We start from the raw sequence: 15,281 nt of genomic DNA, 5'->3' as shown, positions 1-15,281 counted from the left end.
TCCCTGAAACCGCTTGTTGAATCATAAGAAAAAGAGAAATTCGCCATGCTGACATTCGAACTGGATGCGCTGAGCACCCTCGCTCTCGCGCTGCTCCTGCTGGGCCTGGGTGCCCAACTGAAAAAACGTAGCTACTGGCTGCGTCAACTGTGTGTTCCTGCACCGGTGATTGGTGGTTTTGGTTTTGCCTTGGTGATCTGGCTGTTACGTGATCAGCAACTGCTCAACCTGACCCTCGACACCAGCCTGCAAACCCCACTGATGGTGGCGTTTTTCACCACTGTCGGTCTGGGCGGTAGCCTGGGTTTGCTGCGCAAGGGCGGCAAATTGCTGTTTATCTACCTGGGTGCGTGCTGGGGCCTGGCGCTGGTGCAAAACGTGGTGGGTGTCAGTGTCGCCAAGCTGCTGGGCATCGACCCGTTGCTGGGGATCATGGCCGGCGCGGTGTCACTGGAAGGCGGTTTTGGTGCGGCGGCAGCTTTCGGGCCGATTGCTGAAAACCTCGGTGCGGTCGGTGCGACCACTGCAGCGCTGGCAGCTGCAACCTTTGGCATGGTGGCAGGCGGCTTGCTGGGTAGCCCGCTGGCGCGCTGGTTGATCGAGCGCAACAAACTCGTGGTCAAGGCCGAAGCCGTTGGCAACCTCAAGGCGTTCGAAGAAGTGGTCCACACCCCGCCGTCCGCGCTGGATGCCGCCACCTTGTTGCGCTTGTTGACCTGCATTGTGGTGATCATGGTTCTGGGGTTCTGGCTGGGCTCCAGCTTGCAACAGCATCTGGGTATCGTATTGCCGAGCTATGTGGGCGCCATGTTCGTCGCGATCATCCTGCGCAACCTCAATGACCGTGCTCAGGTTATCGAGATGCCCGACCATGCCGTCAGCACTATCGGCGATGTATGCCTGGGCATGTTCCTGACCATGGCAATGATGAGTCTGAAGTTTTGGGAGCTGGAGAAGCTCGGCTTGCCGCTGCTGGTGATTCTGGTGGTGCAGGTAGTGATCATGATTTTGCTGTGCGTGTTCGTCCTGTTCCGCCTGTTTGGCCGCAACTACGACGCGGCAGTCTTGTGCGCGGGCTTCATGGGTCACGGGCTGGGCGCGACGCCCAATGCCGTGGCCAACATGGGCGCCATTTGTGACCATTACAAAGTGTTCTCGTACAAAGCCTTCATCATCGTGCCGCTGTGCGGCGCCGTGCTGATCGACATTGTGGCCATCCCGATGATCACCTGGTTTATCAACGCATTCAGCTAATGATCACCTGGCGTTTTTTCTGCCCAATCGCTTTGACGCCATCGCCGGCAAGCCGGTTCCTGCACTGTGGGGGCCAGCTTGTCGGCGATGGCGTTTGTGCGCATTCAAATTGGTCGTGGGATTTTGAGCTCTCCCAAGGCCGCAGCATCGCAGTCAGTAAATTAGCGGTTGGTTTTTTGTGGGAAGCGGCTTAAATGCAATGAAGGAAAGTTTTCCTGTTGCCAATGAGGTGCCCATGCTCGAATTACGCCCCAACTGTGAATGTTGTGATTGCGACCTGCCACCAGACACCTCTCAGGCCCGGATCTGCTCGTTTGAGTGCACCTTTTGCGCGACGTGCGTGGAGCAGAAGCTGGGAGGGCTTTGCCCTAACTGCGGCGGAGAACTGCTGGCGCGCCCGCGTCGGCCGGTGAACAAACTGGCGAATAACCCGCCGTCGCGTGCGCGGGTGTACAAGCCTGAGGGCTGTACTGTCCGCTGACGTGCCCGGCGGCAGGCTTAGCCTGTGCAAGCCTCGACCAGCGCTTGCTCGCGGTCGAGTTCGGCCCGTAACTCGTCCTCGGTGGGCAAAATGAGCGTGTATTTGCTGGCAAACAGCTGCTCATTGCCATTGAGCACTGAGTAACGCACCACCGAGGCATCTTTTTGTGCGCACAGAATGATGCCCACAGTGGGGTTGTCTTCGGGGCCGCGCTTGAGGTCGTCGTACAGACGCACATACATGTCCATCTGGCCGATGTCCTGGTGGGTCAGCTCACCTCGTTTCAGATCGAAAATGACAAAGCACTTGAGCAGGTAGTTGTAGAACACGAGGTCGACGTAAAAATCTTTGCTTTCGGTGCTGATGCGCTGCTGTCGGGCGACGAAGGCGAAGCCTTTGCCCAGCTCCAGCAGGAACCCGTGCAGATGATCAATCAACGCCTGTTCCAGCCCTGTCTCGAAAAGCCCGGCGGCGGTCGGCATGCCCAAAAACTCCAGCAACACCGGATCGCGTACGAATTCCCGTGGGCTCTTGTTCAGGGAGGCGAGGTTGGTTGCGGCTTCTTGTTTGATGGCCGGGCGGTCTTGGCTGACCAGTAAACGCTCGTAATACAGCGTGCCGATTTGCCGTTCCAGTGCCCGGGTTGACCAGTTCAGCGTAGCGGCTTCGTCCATGTACCACTGGCGTGCGCTGTTGCTTTCGACCCGTAGCAGAGTGCGGTAATGGGTCCAGCTCAATTCGGTACGCACTGCGTTCCAAATTGGGAATGCCTGATAAAAACTACGCATGTGCCGCAGGTTGCGCTCATCAAACCCTTTCCCGAATTCAGCCGTCAGGGCTTTGGCCAGTGTCGGCAATAGCTGTTTGCCGTAGGCGGCTCGTGCGGCGCCGGCCTGCTCGTATTCGATGATGTGCCGGCCCATGTTCCAGCAGGTTTGCACTTGCAGTGTGTCGACCGCGCGCAGGGTTTTTTGTCGGGCGGTACGGATCAGTTCACTCAAGGAGCCCAGCAAGGGCGCCAGGTCGGAATCGGAAGGTGCAGGGAGCGATGGGGTCATGGTGAGTGCCGCGCATTGGCCAGAGGGGCCAATGAGAATGTCACTGCCATTTTGTATTTGCTGGTGGTTTTATCGTGGGAAGTGTCTTGGATGGCATGATGAAAACTACCCGTTTATGGTGAGGTGCCCATGCTCGATGCGCGCCGACCCCAAGCTCTCAAGCATGTGAAAAATGGCTTTGAGTTGGAGAAATACAGGTGCGGGCGTATCGCCTGCGATCTTTAGCCGACGCAGATGCTCCAGTGCGCTCAGCACATCGACCAAGCTCGACTCAAATGCTGGATTCAGCAGCTCAAGTGCATGGTGTTCAAACCTGGGCGTGAGAGTTTTTTGTTATTTATAAAAAACATAGCTGAAGTATTAGTAAATAAAGGCTTTCATGGTTTTTTCAGGAAGACATTATCTTAAAAGCGACGATGTGATAAGTGAACGGATCAGCCCTGGAGGTGTGGCTGGGCTCTGGTGACTGTAGGGCGCTTGCTGATCTGTTTAGGTACGCGGCATCGCTAGGTCTACCGCGTCGTCAGCATGCTGTTGTGTGCTCAGCCAGTGGGTTCGAGGTTTTGGTTCAGGGCGTCAACCGTGGCTTTGGCCGCGCGCAGGGCGTGGCATAGCAGGAAGGCTTGGTGGGCGTCGATGCAGGTGGTGCCGGTTGCGGCGGCGTCCAGTGTGCAGGCGACGGCCGACAAGAGTTCCGAGGCGCTGTGCAGGGCGTTTGTAGCGGGGATGTTGGGCGTGACACTGAACAGCAGATGGTTGTGCTGGGCGGGGCCGGTTTCGTGGACGGCGAGGGGAGTTGTGAGGTGAGGCATGATTGACGCTCCGTTTACGAGTTGGAGCTGCCACGTTCGTTTCCAAGCGAGTGGGTGGCAGCTGTACGCAGGTTGGAAAACCGGGGTAAACGGAACCCGGCAGGCACGAAGCCTCCCGCGCACAGCCGCCATAAAGTTATCTTTCAGGCATAAAAAAACGCCTGAAAAACTGACTTTGGCGCTGTGGCACCGTTTACGATTCGGGTTTCCAAGCCCGGCCACGGGATTGACCGCGACGTTGCGGACTCTAGCGCTCACGCGATGACTTGGCAACAGAATCAAACTCCCCTCAGGGCGCTTTGAAAGAGACTGTCTGCCCCGGCACATCCGCCGCCAATTCCCCTGCTAGCAACCATTGCAAAGCAATCGGCCACAAGGTGGTTTGAAAGCGACTATGGAAAAAAGCGAAATGGCCGATCGATGTTTCGCCAATTTCTTCAGGTTTTATCCGTAGATGCGTACGCGCGCTGGTGTTGAAGTGGCTTAGCAGGCGCTCGATGGCGGCCACGGTGCCGAAAGGATCATCGCTAAGGCTGATAGCGAGGATTTTGGCGGTCACGGATGAAAAGGGCGGGGCCGCAAGGTGGCGTGCGCTGGGGAGCTTCTCGTAGCGCGTACTGGAAGCCCCCCAGTCCTTGACCACGCCTGCGGGGGTGTCTTCGAGCCAGCCCAGGCGTTTGCCCGGAAAGTAACCGCACAGGCGTGTGAGCAGGGGCATGACCCCGTGCCATTTTGCAAGCATCTGCCAGCGCTGTTCAGGCGCGTAGTCGCGCCAGTGGGCAAATTGCGCGCCCACGGTCACCAGGTGGCGAATGGCCGCGCCAGAGGCCGCCAGCCCTGCGGCACAGCCACCGAAGCTGTGGCCGACCACGTCGACCGGCTGGCCGGGGTATTCGCGCTGTGCGCGCTTGAGGAGCGCTTCAAAGTCCAGCGCGCCCCAATCCGACCATGTGGCCTCCAAACTGCGCAGCGAGCCGGCCCGTGAGGCGCCGATGCCGCGATAGTCGAACAGCATCACGTCCAGGCCATGGCTGAACAGGTATTGGGCAAAACGGGAGTAGTACTGGCAGCGCACCGAGGTGGCGGCGTTGATGATGACCACGGCGCGGGTGGTGTCCGGCGTGCGTTGGCGCCATTCAAAACCGCCCAGCAGGTAACCGTCAGCAGCGGGCTCGGTGAACGCCCGGCTGACAGGGTCGAGCACCTGTGCTGTCAGTGCGTGCTCCGGGCGTTGCGCTCCATCAGCAGGCGCGAAGCTTCGACGTAGGCTTTCTGGAAGGCCGGGGTCTCGATCCAGGCCACGGCGCTGTCTTCATCGTCGCCATGGATGGCGATGCGGTATTCGATCAGCAGGCCCATCAGGAAGTCGGTAGCAGGCTCTTCTTCCTCTTCCGAGATCACCAGCTCCAGTACCGGATATTGCAGGAACACCGTGCACAGGGTTTGCAGGTTGACGGCTTCGGCGACTTTCATGGCCTGGAACAGATCGTCGTAATCGGCCGGGTCAAAGCCGTTGTCGAGGATGTCCTGGAAGTTGAACGTGCTCAGGTCGATCTTCACGTCATCGAACGGGTTGTCGATCAGTGCACCGGCCGACGCTTTGGCCGGTTTGCCGACGCGGTTCTGTCTGGCTTTGTCTTTGGCCCGTTGCGCGTGCTTCTGCTGTTTCTTTGGCGTTGCCATGAACGTGTGTCCTTTGCAGGCTGAGGAGAGGATTGAACCCCATCTCTTTGCAATCGCCAAGAGAGGTGGCGTCGCCGGGTATAAATCACGGCCAAAAAAAAACCCGCACTAGGCGGGTTTTTCTTTGCTTTGAGGTGATGTGTACACCACATCAAAGCTGAATGTGGTGCCCAGAGACGGAATCGAACCGCCGACACGGGGATTTTCAATCCCCTGCTCTACCGACTGAGCTATCTGGGCAACGGGGCGCATTAGAAGCCTTTTTCGATTACCCGTCAAACACTTTTTTGAAAAATATTTAATTATTACCGTCGCTTACGGACCAAAGCCTTTAAAACCGGGATTTATTCGGTTGGCGGAACGTAGCCTTCAGCTTGTGCGTATTCTTCGCCGCTGAAGAATTTATCCATTTCGCCCTGCAAATATTTTCGATCTTCGGCGTTCATCATGTTCAAACGCTTCTCGTTGATCAGCAAGGTCTGGTGTTTTTGCCAGTCAGCCCAGGCTTTGGCCGAAACATGATCAAAAATATCCTGACCTTTGGCACCCGGAAACGGAGCGCGTTCAAGGGCGGGCAATTCTTCTTTGTACTTGCGGCAGATGATGGTGCGGGTCATGAGGACTCTCCAGCGTTCAATAGGTCGGCTGCGCGTTTGAGCAGCTTCTTGACCGGGGCAGCAAGGCCCAGGCGCGGCGGGGTGGCGAGGTTATACCAGAGCCAGTCGGCCTCGGCCACGTGATGGCCGGACTCCTTGACGTGGATCAGCCAGGGTTCGATGGCCAGTTGGAAGTGGCTAAAGGTGTGGGTCAGGCCGCTCAGTTCGTGCTGCGCGCCCAGGGCCAGCGAGTGTTGCAGCGCCAGGTGCTCGATGTCTTTGAGGTCATCGAGTTCGGGCAGGCTCCACAGTCCGCCCCACAAACCGGTCGACGGACGGCGGTAAAGCAGGATCGCACCGTCGGCATTGGCCAGCATTGGCATCAGCGTGCGCCTTTGCGGGATGGTCTTGCGCGGCTTGGGGATCGGGTAGCGCGTCTCAAGGCCGAGCAGGTGCGCTTCACAGCCGCTTTCGAGCGGGCATAGCAGGCAACTGGGTTTGCTGCGGGTGCAGAGCGTGGCGCCCATGTCCATCATCGCCTGGGTGTAGGCGTTGACGCGGTCGTGGGGGGTGAAGCGCTCTGCGGTGGCCCACAGTTCTTTGGCGACCTTGGGTTCGCCGGGGTAGCCCTCTTGCGCGGTATAGCGTGCCAGTACCCGTTTGACGTTGCCGTCCAGGATGGGTGCACGCAGGCCCATGCTCAGGCTGGCAATCGCACCTGCGGTGGATAAACCGATGCCGGGCAGCTCGACCAGTTGTTCTACATTGCGCGGAAATTCGCCGCCATGTTCGGCAACGACGATTTTCGCGGTCTTCTGCAAATTGCGTGCACGGGTGTAGTAGCCCAGACCTGTCCACAGGTGCAGCACTTCGTCTTCCGGTGCTGCGGCCAGGGCCTGGACCGTTGGCAGGGATGCCATGAAGCGGTCGAAGTAGTTCAGCACGGTGCTGACCTGGGTTTGCTGCAGCATGATTTCTGAAACCCACACCCGGTACGGGGTGATGCCCTGTTGCCAGGGCAGGTCATGGCGGCCGTGGCGGTCATACCAGTTGAGGACCGCCGCTGAAAATTGCTCGTCTCTCATCGGTTGAACAGCCCCTTGAGGGCGTTTTTGAGTTCCGGGCTGACCTTGTCTCCGAGTTTTTCTTCAAGCTTGTCAGTGAGCTTGTTGCCCGCCACCTTGGCGGCAACTTTGCCCAGCCCTTCCTTGTCCAGACGGCAGGCCTTGGCACCCAGTTCAAGCGGGCCACGGCAGCGCAACGGCAGTTCGACGCCGACAAAGTTCTTGCCGACCTGACACGCCGGGTCCGGCATGGCACGGGTGTCGCCTTCGACGACGATGCCGATACGGTAGTCCATGCCCAGTACACGCAGGTCGATGTCGCCATCACCTTTTACGCTCAGGCCAGGCATGCGCACGATCATGTCCGGATTGCTGGCCACGCCGTTGCGAAACACCAGGCTGCCCTTGAGCTCCTTGAACGGAGTGTCTTTGGCCAGCGGGGCGCCGCTCAGGGTTTTGCGATTGAGGGTGGAGATGCCCTTGCACAGCTGCTGTTCCAGGTTGGCATTGAGCAGTACGCCGTTGGTGAGCGCAAAGCTGGCGGTGCCGTTGAGGCTGGAAATCAGCGCGCTTTGGCTATTGCCGCTGCCCGTGACGTTGCTGTTGAGGGTCAGCAGGCCGGTTACCGGAGGTTTTTGACCCTGGCTTTGCAGGATTTTTTCGACCGGGACGTTCGTGATGCGGGTTTGCAATTTGACCACCGGGAACATGGGTTGCACGTCCAGGCTGCCGTTGGCCGCAAAGTTGCCTTTGTAGAGGTCGCCGCTCAGGTTTTCGAGGGTCAGCAGGCCTGCCTTGCTGTTGGCCTTGAGCGCAGCATTCTGGATCGGCAGCTGGCTGAGGGTCAGTTGGCCAAAGCTGATGTCGGCAGTCAGGTCCAGCGTCTTGAGGCGAGTCACTGGAATGATTTTGGCTGTGCTCCAGCCGCTTTTGGTCGGTGCGTCCGGCAGCGGCGTATCGCCCGATGCAGCCAGTGCGTTGGCTTCGGTGCCCTGTACTTCGGCCTTGCGGGCAACGCTGGCGCTGTTGGCTTCGGCCGATTTTGGCGGCAGGTAGCGATCAGCATCGAACGTGTCGCCTTTAAGCTGGATACGCACGGCTTGCTTGGCGAAGTCCTCAATAGCAATGCGCCCGGTAAAGGTGCTGGCATCGACTTTAAGGTTGAGGTCGTCAAAGGTCACGCTGGTGGGGGTACCCGACAGGCGACTGACCAGCTCTACTTTGCTCAGGCTGTCCGGTGCCATCGCTGGCAGCGGGTGGCCGATGCTGTCGAGGAACCTGGCCAGGTCTAGCTGGGCAATCGACAGGCCGCCGCTGATTTGTGGGTTGTCGTTGAGGTTGTTGGCCTTGAGTTCACCCAGGGCCCGCAGCTGGTTGGCGGAGATTTTCAAACTGCTCCATTCGGCAACGTTGGCAGCCAGATCAACCAGGATTTGCCCTTGCGCAGCGAAGGTCATGGTTTTGCCTTGCAGCGGTTCGCCCGATGCTTCGCCCGTGACTTTCATGTCTTCGAGCTGGTAGCGCTTGAGCACACGGTCAAATCGCAGCTTGCCGTCGACTTCGGTCTTGACCCGCATTACGGGCTGGTTGGTGCCCAAAAAGGCCGTTAACTTGACCGGGATGCTGGTGGCTTCGTGTACAGGGCCGGTGCTCAGCTGGATGCTCTCGGCGCTGAATTGCTTGCCACTTTGCTCGTCGTTGTACTCAACCCGCGCGTTGTTCACGGTCAGGCTGTCGATATCGAGCTTGAGCGGCTGGCTGGCGTTGTCCGGCTTGGCAGTCGGCACGGGATCGGTGCTGGTGCTGGTGCTGGTGGCGGTGCTCGCGTCCACCGTGGCCGGCTTGCCGATGTCTTCCCAGTTACCGTGACCGTTCTTGTCGCGGGTCAGGCGCAGGTTCAGGCCTTCGACACGGACATCGCTCATTTGCACTTCTTTGCGCAGCAGCGGCAGTACGCGTACGGACAGACCGAGCATTTGCAGGTCGGCGAAAGGCTGGGTCGGCGCGGCGAGGGTTGCGACGCTGGCGTCGTGCAGCTCCAGGCCGAGCCAGGGGAAGAGGCTCCAGCCGATGTCGCCATTGAGGGTCAACTCAATGTGGGCTTTGTCACGGGCTATCTGGCGGATCTCGTCTTTATAGTCGTTGGGATCGAACAGATGGCTCAGGGCAAAGCCCAGGGCCACGATGATCAGCAACAATCCGAGAAGCACCAGACCCAGGATTTTGCCGAACGCTTTCATGGGCGAGTCCTTGTAAGTCTGAGTGAAAGGGAGTTTTAAATTTAGCCGCAGAGTATAGCCCCACGCGCTGGCTGACTGGGGGCGGATAGTGCCGGATCAGTTTGCTGCTCAAAGACCACATCAGCTTAGGCTTTTACCTACTCCCCAATGGTAATCTGCGACTGTTTTTCAGGTCTTCTGCGGCGCATTGTCGCGCCACGAACTTGCTCCGACAAAAACGACTGTGTGCCGCAAGGTGCCAAAGTCGGGGGGTTGAGCGCATCTGGAGAATTACTTCATTACCTGGGGGAAACACCAATGAGTATCAGCATCGCTGCGGGCAGCCCTGCCTCACAGCCTGCGTTCCTGTCCAAGGAACGCATCATCGCCAAACCCGGCTTCAACCGCTGGCTGGTTCCGCCAGCCGCCCTGGCCATTCACCTGTGCATTGGCATGGCCTATGGCTTTTCGGTGTTCTGGCTGCCGCTGTCCAAGGCCCTGGGCGTCACAGCCCCCGTGGCTTGCGCGCCGGACATGAGCTTTATGGCCCAGGTGTTTTCGTCGCAATGCGACTGGCCGATTTCGATGCTCGGCTGGATCTACACCTTGTTTTTCATCTTCCTGGGCTGCTCGGCAGCCGTGTGGGGTGGCTGGCTTGAACATGCCGGGCCGCGCAAGGCCGGTGTGGTGTCGGCGCTGTGCTGGTGCGGTGGCCTGCTGATCTCGGCGCTAGGCATTTATACCCATCAAATCTGGCTGATGTGGCTGGGTTCGGGGGTGATTGGCGGTATCGGGCTGGGTCTGGGTTATATCTCGCCGGTGTCGACGCTGATCAAGTGGTTCCCGGACAAGCGCGGCATGGCCACGGGCATGGCGATCATGGGTTTTGGCGGCGGGGCAATGGTGGGTGCACCACTGGCTGCGGCGCTGATGAACCATTTTGCCGGGCCGGACGGTGTGGGCGTGTGGCAGAGCTTTGTGGCGATGGCGGCGATTTACTTCGTGTTCATGATCGGCGGCGCATTGTCGTACCGTGTGCCACCGACCGGCTGGAAGCCTGAAGGCTGGACGGCGCCGGCGAAAAAAGCGGCCAACGCGATGATTACTCAGCGCCATGTACATGTGAGCGTGGCCTGGAAAACGCCGCAGTTCGCACTGGTGTGGCTGGTGTTGTGCCTGAACGTATCGGCCGGTATCGGCATTCTGGGCATGGCTTCGCCGTTGTTGCAGGAAGTGTTCGCAGGAAAATTGCTGGGCAATGACCTGACATTCAGCCAGCTGGATGCTGCGCAACTGGCGCAAATCGCGGCCATTGCTGCCGGCTTCACCGGTTTGCTGAGCCTGTTCAACATTGGCGGGCGGTTTTTCTGGGCGTCGTTCTCGGATTATCTGGGCCGTAAAAACACCTACTTTGTGTTCTTTGCCCTGGGTTTTGCGTTGTACGCGATGATTCCAAACCTCGGCCATCTGGGTAACGTGTCGCTGTTTGTGGCTGCGTTTTGCATCATCCTGTCGATGTACGGCGGCGGCTTTGCCACGGTGCCGGCGTATCTGGCGGACCTGTTCGGTACACAGATGGTAGGCGCGATTCACGGCCGCCTGCTGACAGCATGGGCGGCGGCGGGTGTGCTGGGGCCGGTACTGGTCAACTACTTGCGCGAGTATCAGCTGAGCATCGGCGTTGAGCGTGCGGCGGCGTATGACATCACGCTGTATATCCTCGCAGGCCTGTTGGTACTGGGTTTTGTCTGCAATTTGCTGGTGCGTCCGGTGGCCGACAAATACTTCATGACCGACGCTGAACTGGCGGCCGAACAGGCGCTGGGCCATGACAAGGGGGCGGATGCCAGCACTTCGCTGGAGTGGAAAGCCGCTCCGGGTAGCCAGCCTTTGGTCATTGCCGCCTGGCTGGCGGTGGGTATTCCGCTGCTGTGGGGTGTGTGGGTGACGGTGCAGAAGACGGCGGTGTTGTTTAACTGATTGATGTGTTGAATCTGCGCTGACGCCATCGCGAGCAAGCCCGCTCCCACAGACTGATTACGGTTGTGTGGGAGCGGGCTTGCTCGCGATTCAGGCAGCGCGGGCTGTGAGTCAGCGCGCATTACGTCAGCCTCTCACCCCAAAATGTTTCTGTTTGCCAGACCCGTGCCTATAATGGCCACCTTTTTCGCCCAATGATTTTGCGGAGCTGGTGATGGCCGAACGTAAGGCGTCAGTCGAGCGCGATACTCTGGAAACCCAGATTAAAGCCTCGATCAACTTGGATGGTACCGGTAAGGCCCGATTTGATATCGGTGTTCCTTTTCTTGAGCACATGCTCGACCAGATCGCCCGACATGGGCTGATCGACCTGGACATCGAGTGCAAAGGCGACCTGCATATCGACGACCACCATACCGTCGAGGATGTCGGCATTACCCTCGGCAAGGCCTTCAGCCAGGCGGTTGGTGATAAAAAAGGCATGACCCGCTACGGTCACGCCTACGTCCCGCTGGATGAAGCGCTGTCGCGTGTGGTCATCGACTTTTCGGGCCGTCCAGGCCTGCAAATGCACGTGCCATACACCCGCGCCACTGTGGGCGGCTTCGATGTCGACCTGTTTCAGGAGTTCTTCCAGGGCTTCGTGAACCACGCCAACGTCAGCCTGCACATCGACAACTTGCGCGGCACCAACACCCACCACCAGATCGAAACCGTGTTCAAGGCCTTCGGCCGCGCGTTGCGTATGGCTGTCGCGCTTGATGAGCGCATGGCCGGGCAAATGCCATCGACCAAGGGCGTGCTCTGATGCAGACAGTGGCGGTTATCGATTACGGCATGGGTAACTTGCACTCGGTGGCCAAGGCGCTGGAGCACGTTGGCGCCGGTCGGGTGCTGATTACCAGCGACGCCGACGTGATTCGCGAAGCTGATCGCGTGGTGTTCCCGGGTGTGGGTGCGATTCGCGACTGCATGGCGGAGATCCGTCGCCTGGGTTTTGATTCGCTGGTACGCGAAGTCAGTCAGGATCGTCCGTTTCTCGGTATCTGCGTCGGGATGCAAGCGTTGCTCGACCACAGTGAAGAGAACGGCGGCGTTGATTGCATCGGCCTGTTCCCGGGCCAGGTGAAGTTTTTCGGCAAGGATCTGCACGAAGACGGCGAGCACCTCAAGGTGCCGCACATGGGCTGGAACCAGGTGCAGCAAAAGGTGGATCACCCGCTGTGGCACGGTATCCCGGACCTGGCGCGCTTCTACTTTGTACACAGCTACTACATTGCGGCGGGCAATCCTCGCCAGGTAGTGGGGGGCGGGCATTACGGTGTCGACTTCGCGGCCGCGCTGGCCGAAGGGTCGCGCTTCGCAGTGCAGTTCCACCCCGAAAAAAGCCATACCCACGGCTTGCAGCTGCTGGAAAACTTCGTGGCCTGGGACGGTCGCTGGTAATGGCGCCTCGCAAGAAGCCGCCGATTCTCACGCTCACCCCCGAGCAAGAGAACGAAGCCAACAGCAAGATCAAACGCTTTATGCAAGACCGCTTCGAACTGGACCTCGGTTCGTTTGAAGCGGCCGAGATCCTTGAGCTGTTCACCCGCGAAATCGCGCCGCATTACTACAATCGCGCGATTTTCGATGTGCAGGCGCACCTCAAAGAGAGGTTCGAAAGCATCGAAAGTGATGTGTGGGCGCTTGAAAAGAACTGATTTCCGAGTCGCTGACTCCCGAATTTGAAGGTTTGCCAGATGCTGATTATCCCCGCTATCGATCTTAAAGACGGTGCCTGTGTACGTCTGCGCCAGGGCCGTATGGAAGACTCCACGGTGTTCTCCGATGACCCGGTGGCCATGGCCGCCAAATGGGTAGAGGGCGGTTGCCGCCGTCTGCACCTGGTTGACCTGAACGGCGCCTTCGAAGGCCAGCCGGTCAACGGTGAAGTAGTGACGGCCATCGCCAGACGCTATCCGCATCTGCCGATCCAGATCGGCGGCGGGATTCGCTCGCTGGAAACCATCGAGCACTACGTCAAGGCGGGCGTGAGCTACGTGATTCTAGGCACCAAAGCGGTGAAAAACCCTGAGTTCGTGGCCGAGGCGTGCCGTGCTTTTCCTGGCAAGATCATTGTCGGCATGGACGCCAAAGACGGCTTCGTGGCCACCGATGGCTGGGCTGAAGTCAGCACCGTACAGGTCATCGACCTGGCCAAGCGCTTTGAAGCGGACGGCGTGTCGGCCATCGTTTATACCGACATCGCCAAAGACGGCATGATGCAGGGCTGCAACGTGAGCTACACCGCCGCGCTGGCCGCTGCGACCAGCATTCCGGTGATCGCTTCGGGCGGCATCCACAACCTGGGTGACATCAAGGCCCTGATGGACGCCAGGGCTCCGGGCATCGTGGGCGCCATCACCGGCCGTGCAATCTATGAGGGCACGCTGGATGTAGCCGAGGCGCAAGCCTTCTGCGACAGCTACAAGGCCTGAGGAGAAACCCATGGCGCTGGCCAAACGCATCATCCCTTGCCTGGACGTGGATAACGGCCGGGTTGTAAAGGGCGTCAAGTTCGAGAACATTCGCGATGCTGGCGACCCGGTAGAAATCGCCCGTCGTTACGACGAGCAGGGTGCTGACGAGATTACGTTTCTCGACATCACCGCCAGCGTCGATGGCCGCGACACTACGTTGCATACCGTCGAGCGCATGGCCAGCCAGGTGTTTATCCCGCTGACCGTGGGCGGCGGGGTGCGTTGCATCCAGGACATTCGCAACCTGCTCAATGCCGGCGCGGACAAGGTGTCGATCAATACGGCAGCGGTGTTCAACCCGGAGTTTGTGGGTGAAGCGGCGCAGCATTTTGGTTCGCAGTGCATCGTGGTAGCGATTGATGCAAAAAAGGTCTCACTGCCGGGCGAGACTCCGCGCTGGGAGATCTTCACCCACGGCGGGCGCAAGCCTACCGGGCTCGATGCTGTCGAGTGGGCCATGAAGATGGAAGGCCTGGGGGCCGGCGAAATTTTGCTGACCAGCATGGATCAGGACGGCATGAAAAACGGCTTTGACCTGGGTGTGACCCGTGCCATCAGCGATGCGCTGGGCATTCCGGTGATCGCCTCGGGCGGCGTCGGCAACCTGCAGCATCTGGCCGACGGCATTCTGGAAGGTCACGCCAGTGCGGTACTGGCTGCGAGCATTTTCCACTTTGGCGAGTACTCCGTGCCAGAGGCCAAGGCGTACATGGCAGAGCGTGGAATCGTGGTCCGCTAAACCCAAAGGCTACTGGACAGCATGGCGTGCCCACGGCACTCTTGAGCACGCCATGGATTTAGGTCGCCTGTCATGTTTAAACGCTTTTTGCCTGTTCTCGCCGGTTCCACGATGTGGCTGGCGAGTGCCGCTTTTGCGGCCGATGCCTCTCACCCCTCGATGGTATTGCTGACTGAAAATTTCCCGCCGTACAACATGGCGAAAAACGGCAAAAACTTTGCGCAAAACGAGAACATTGAAGGTATCGCCGTCGATATTCTGCGTGAAACCTTTAAACGTGCCGGTATCTCTTACAGCATGACCTTGCGCTTCCCTTGGGAGCGTATCTATCACCTTGCCCTCGAAAATCCCGGATACGGCGTGTTTGTGACTGCCCGTGTGCCCGAGCGTGAAAAGCTGTTCAAGTGGGTTGGCCCGATTGGTCCGGATGACTGGGTGCTCCTTGCGCGGGCCAATAGCCCGATTGTCCTGACATCCCTTGAGCAAGCCCGTTCATACCGCATAGGCGCTTATAAGGGCGATGCGATTGCCCTGGCCCTCGAAAAACAGGGGCTGGCGCCGGTGATTGTGTTGCGCGATCAGGACAACGCCAGAAAGCTGCTGGCGGGGCAAATCGACCTCTGGGCCACAGGCGATCCTGCGGGGCAATTTTTAGCACGCCAGGTGGGGATTTCCGGGTTCAAGACGGTGTTGCGCTTTAATCAGGCCGAGTTGTATTTGGCGTTGAATAAAGAAGTGCCGGATGAGGTGGTGAACAAGTTGCAGAAGGCGCTGGACGAGCTGCGGGCTGAAGGCGTGGTGGACAAGATCAGAGCAAGATATCTCTAACCACAATCTGCGGATGTGGGGGCGAGCTTGCTCGCGATAGCATCA

The 15,281-nt window shown here is 59.0% G+C and carries 16 protein-coding genes, 1 tRNA gene and 1 pseudogene; 9 read left to right on the top strand and 9 right to left on the bottom strand.

Annotated elements, in window-relative coordinates; genetic code table 11:
- Positions 1-45: 45 nt before the first annotated feature.
- Together gltS and ACZRMS_RS01630 are read left to right on the top strand one after the other, a co-directional pair.
- A complete protein-coding gene (gltS, locus tag ACZRMS_RS01635) occupies positions 46-1,254 on the top strand; it encodes a sodium/glutamate symporter (RefSeq protein ID WP_463993825.1) in 1,209 nt (402 codons plus the stop codon).
- Positions 1,255-1,489: 235 nt separating this feature from the next.
- Positions 1,490-1,735 (top strand): DUF1272 domain-containing protein, encoded by a 246-nt coding sequence (locus tag ACZRMS_RS01630; protein ID WP_463993824.1) that lies wholly within the window; start codon positions 1,490-1,492, stop codon positions 1,733-1,735.
- Between the two features lie 17 nt (positions 1,736-1,752).
- Here the strand turns inward: ACZRMS_RS01630 and ACZRMS_RS01625 are convergent, their stop codons facing one another.
- The 9 genes and pseudogenes from ACZRMS_RS01625 to ACZRMS_RS01585 all read right to left on the bottom strand — a co-directional run bounded on the left by ACZRMS_RS01625 (position 1,753) and on the right by ACZRMS_RS01585 (position 9,188).
- Entirely contained in the window at positions 1,753-2,793 is a 1,041-nt protein-coding gene (locus tag ACZRMS_RS01625) for a PDDEXK nuclease domain-containing protein (protein ID WP_463993823.1), read from the bottom strand.
- A gap of 114 nt (positions 2,794-2,907) precedes the next feature.
- Positions 2,908-3,084, bottom strand: a pseudogene (locus tag ACZRMS_RS01620) (Fic family protein); the annotation flags it as partial.
- Positions 3,085-3,335: 251 nt separating this feature from the next.
- Entirely contained in the window at positions 3,336-3,605 is a 270-nt protein-coding gene (locus tag ACZRMS_RS01615) for a DUF3077 domain-containing protein (RefSeq protein ID WP_463993822.1), read from the bottom strand.
- A gap of 289 nt (positions 3,606-3,894) precedes the next feature.
- Entirely contained in the window at positions 3,895-4,758 is an 864-nt protein-coding gene (locus tag ACZRMS_RS01610; protein ID WP_463993947.1) for an alpha/beta hydrolase family protein, read from the bottom strand.
- A gap of 59 nt (positions 4,759-4,817) precedes the next feature.
- Complete coding sequence (locus ACZRMS_RS01605; RefSeq protein ID WP_463993821.1) at positions 4,818-5,288, bottom strand: hypothetical protein; 471 nt, start codon at positions 5,286-5,288, stop codon at positions 4,818-4,820.
- A gap of 164 nt (positions 5,289-5,452) precedes the next feature.
- A tRNA-Phe gene (locus ACZRMS_RS01600) sits at positions 5,453-5,528 on the bottom strand.
- Positions 5,529-5,632: 104 nt separating this feature from the next.
- Positions 5,633-5,905 carry an oxidative damage protection protein gene (locus ACZRMS_RS01595; protein WP_003438557.1) on the bottom strand — a complete coding sequence of 91 codons (273 nt, stop codon included), beginning with the start codon at positions 5,903-5,905 and terminating at the stop codon, positions 5,633-5,635.
- Entirely contained in the window at positions 5,902-6,969 is a 1,068-nt protein-coding gene (mutY, locus tag ACZRMS_RS01590; protein ID WP_463993820.1) for an A/G-specific adenine glycosylase, read from the bottom strand. The genes ACZRMS_RS01595 and mutY overlap by 4 nt, the downstream gene beginning before the upstream one ends.
- The gene (locus ACZRMS_RS01585; RefSeq protein WP_463993819.1) at positions 6,966-9,188 is read right to left on the bottom strand and encodes an AsmA family protein; all 2,223 of its coding nucleotides are present in this window, start codon (positions 9,186-9,188) and stop codon (positions 6,966-6,968) included. The genes mutY and ACZRMS_RS01585 overlap by 4 nt, the downstream gene beginning before the upstream one ends.
- 297 nt (positions 9,189-9,485) lie before the next feature.
- Here ACZRMS_RS01585 and ACZRMS_RS01580 point away from each other — a divergent pair, with 297 nt between their 5' ends.
- From ACZRMS_RS01580 to ACZRMS_RS01550, 7 genes are all read left to right on the top strand, one after another.
- Positions 9,486-11,147, top strand: coding sequence for an OFA family MFS transporter (locus ACZRMS_RS01580; protein WP_463993818.1), 1,662 nt, complete (start codon positions 9,486-9,488; stop codon positions 11,145-11,147).
- A gap of 214 nt (positions 11,148-11,361) precedes the next feature.
- A complete protein-coding gene (gene hisB / locus ACZRMS_RS01575; protein WP_003438561.1) occupies positions 11,362-11,955 on the top strand; it encodes an imidazoleglycerol-phosphate dehydratase HisB in 594 nt (197 codons plus the stop codon).
- Entirely contained in the window at positions 11,955-12,593 is a 639-nt protein-coding gene (hisH, locus tag ACZRMS_RS01570; protein WP_463993817.1) for an imidazole glycerol phosphate synthase subunit HisH, read from the top strand. Before hisB ends, hisH begins: the two co-directional genes overlap by 1 nt.
- Positions 12,593-12,850: a DUF2164 domain-containing protein gene (locus ACZRMS_RS01565; RefSeq protein WP_322235989.1), complete on the top strand. Its 258-nt coding sequence runs from the start codon at positions 12,593-12,595 to the stop codon at positions 12,848-12,850. Before hisH ends, ACZRMS_RS01565 begins: the two co-directional genes overlap by 1 nt.
- 39 nt (positions 12,851-12,889) lie before the next feature.
- Positions 12,890-13,627: a 1-(5-phosphoribosyl)-5-[(5-phosphoribosylamino)methylideneamino]imidazole-4-carboxamide isomerase gene (hisA, locus tag ACZRMS_RS01560; RefSeq protein ID WP_463993816.1), complete on the top strand. Its 738-nt coding sequence runs from the start codon at positions 12,890-12,892 to the stop codon at positions 13,625-13,627.
- A gap of 10 nt (positions 13,628-13,637) precedes the next feature.
- Positions 13,638-14,408 (top strand): imidazole glycerol phosphate synthase subunit HisF, encoded by a 771-nt coding sequence (gene hisF / locus ACZRMS_RS01555; RefSeq protein WP_463993815.1) that lies wholly within the window; start codon positions 13,638-13,640, stop codon positions 14,406-14,408.
- A 72-nt stretch (positions 14,409-14,480) separates the two neighbouring features.
- A complete protein-coding gene (locus ACZRMS_RS01550) occupies positions 14,481-15,236 on the top strand; it encodes a substrate-binding periplasmic protein (protein WP_463993814.1) in 756 nt (251 codons plus the stop codon).
- The last annotated feature ends 45 nt before the right edge of the window (positions 15,237-15,281 follow it).

The organism is Pseudomonas sp. B424, assembly GCF_055408345.1.
The sequence above is the reverse complement of the archived record's forward strand: the minus strand, read 5'-3'. Positions and strand labels throughout refer to the sequence as shown.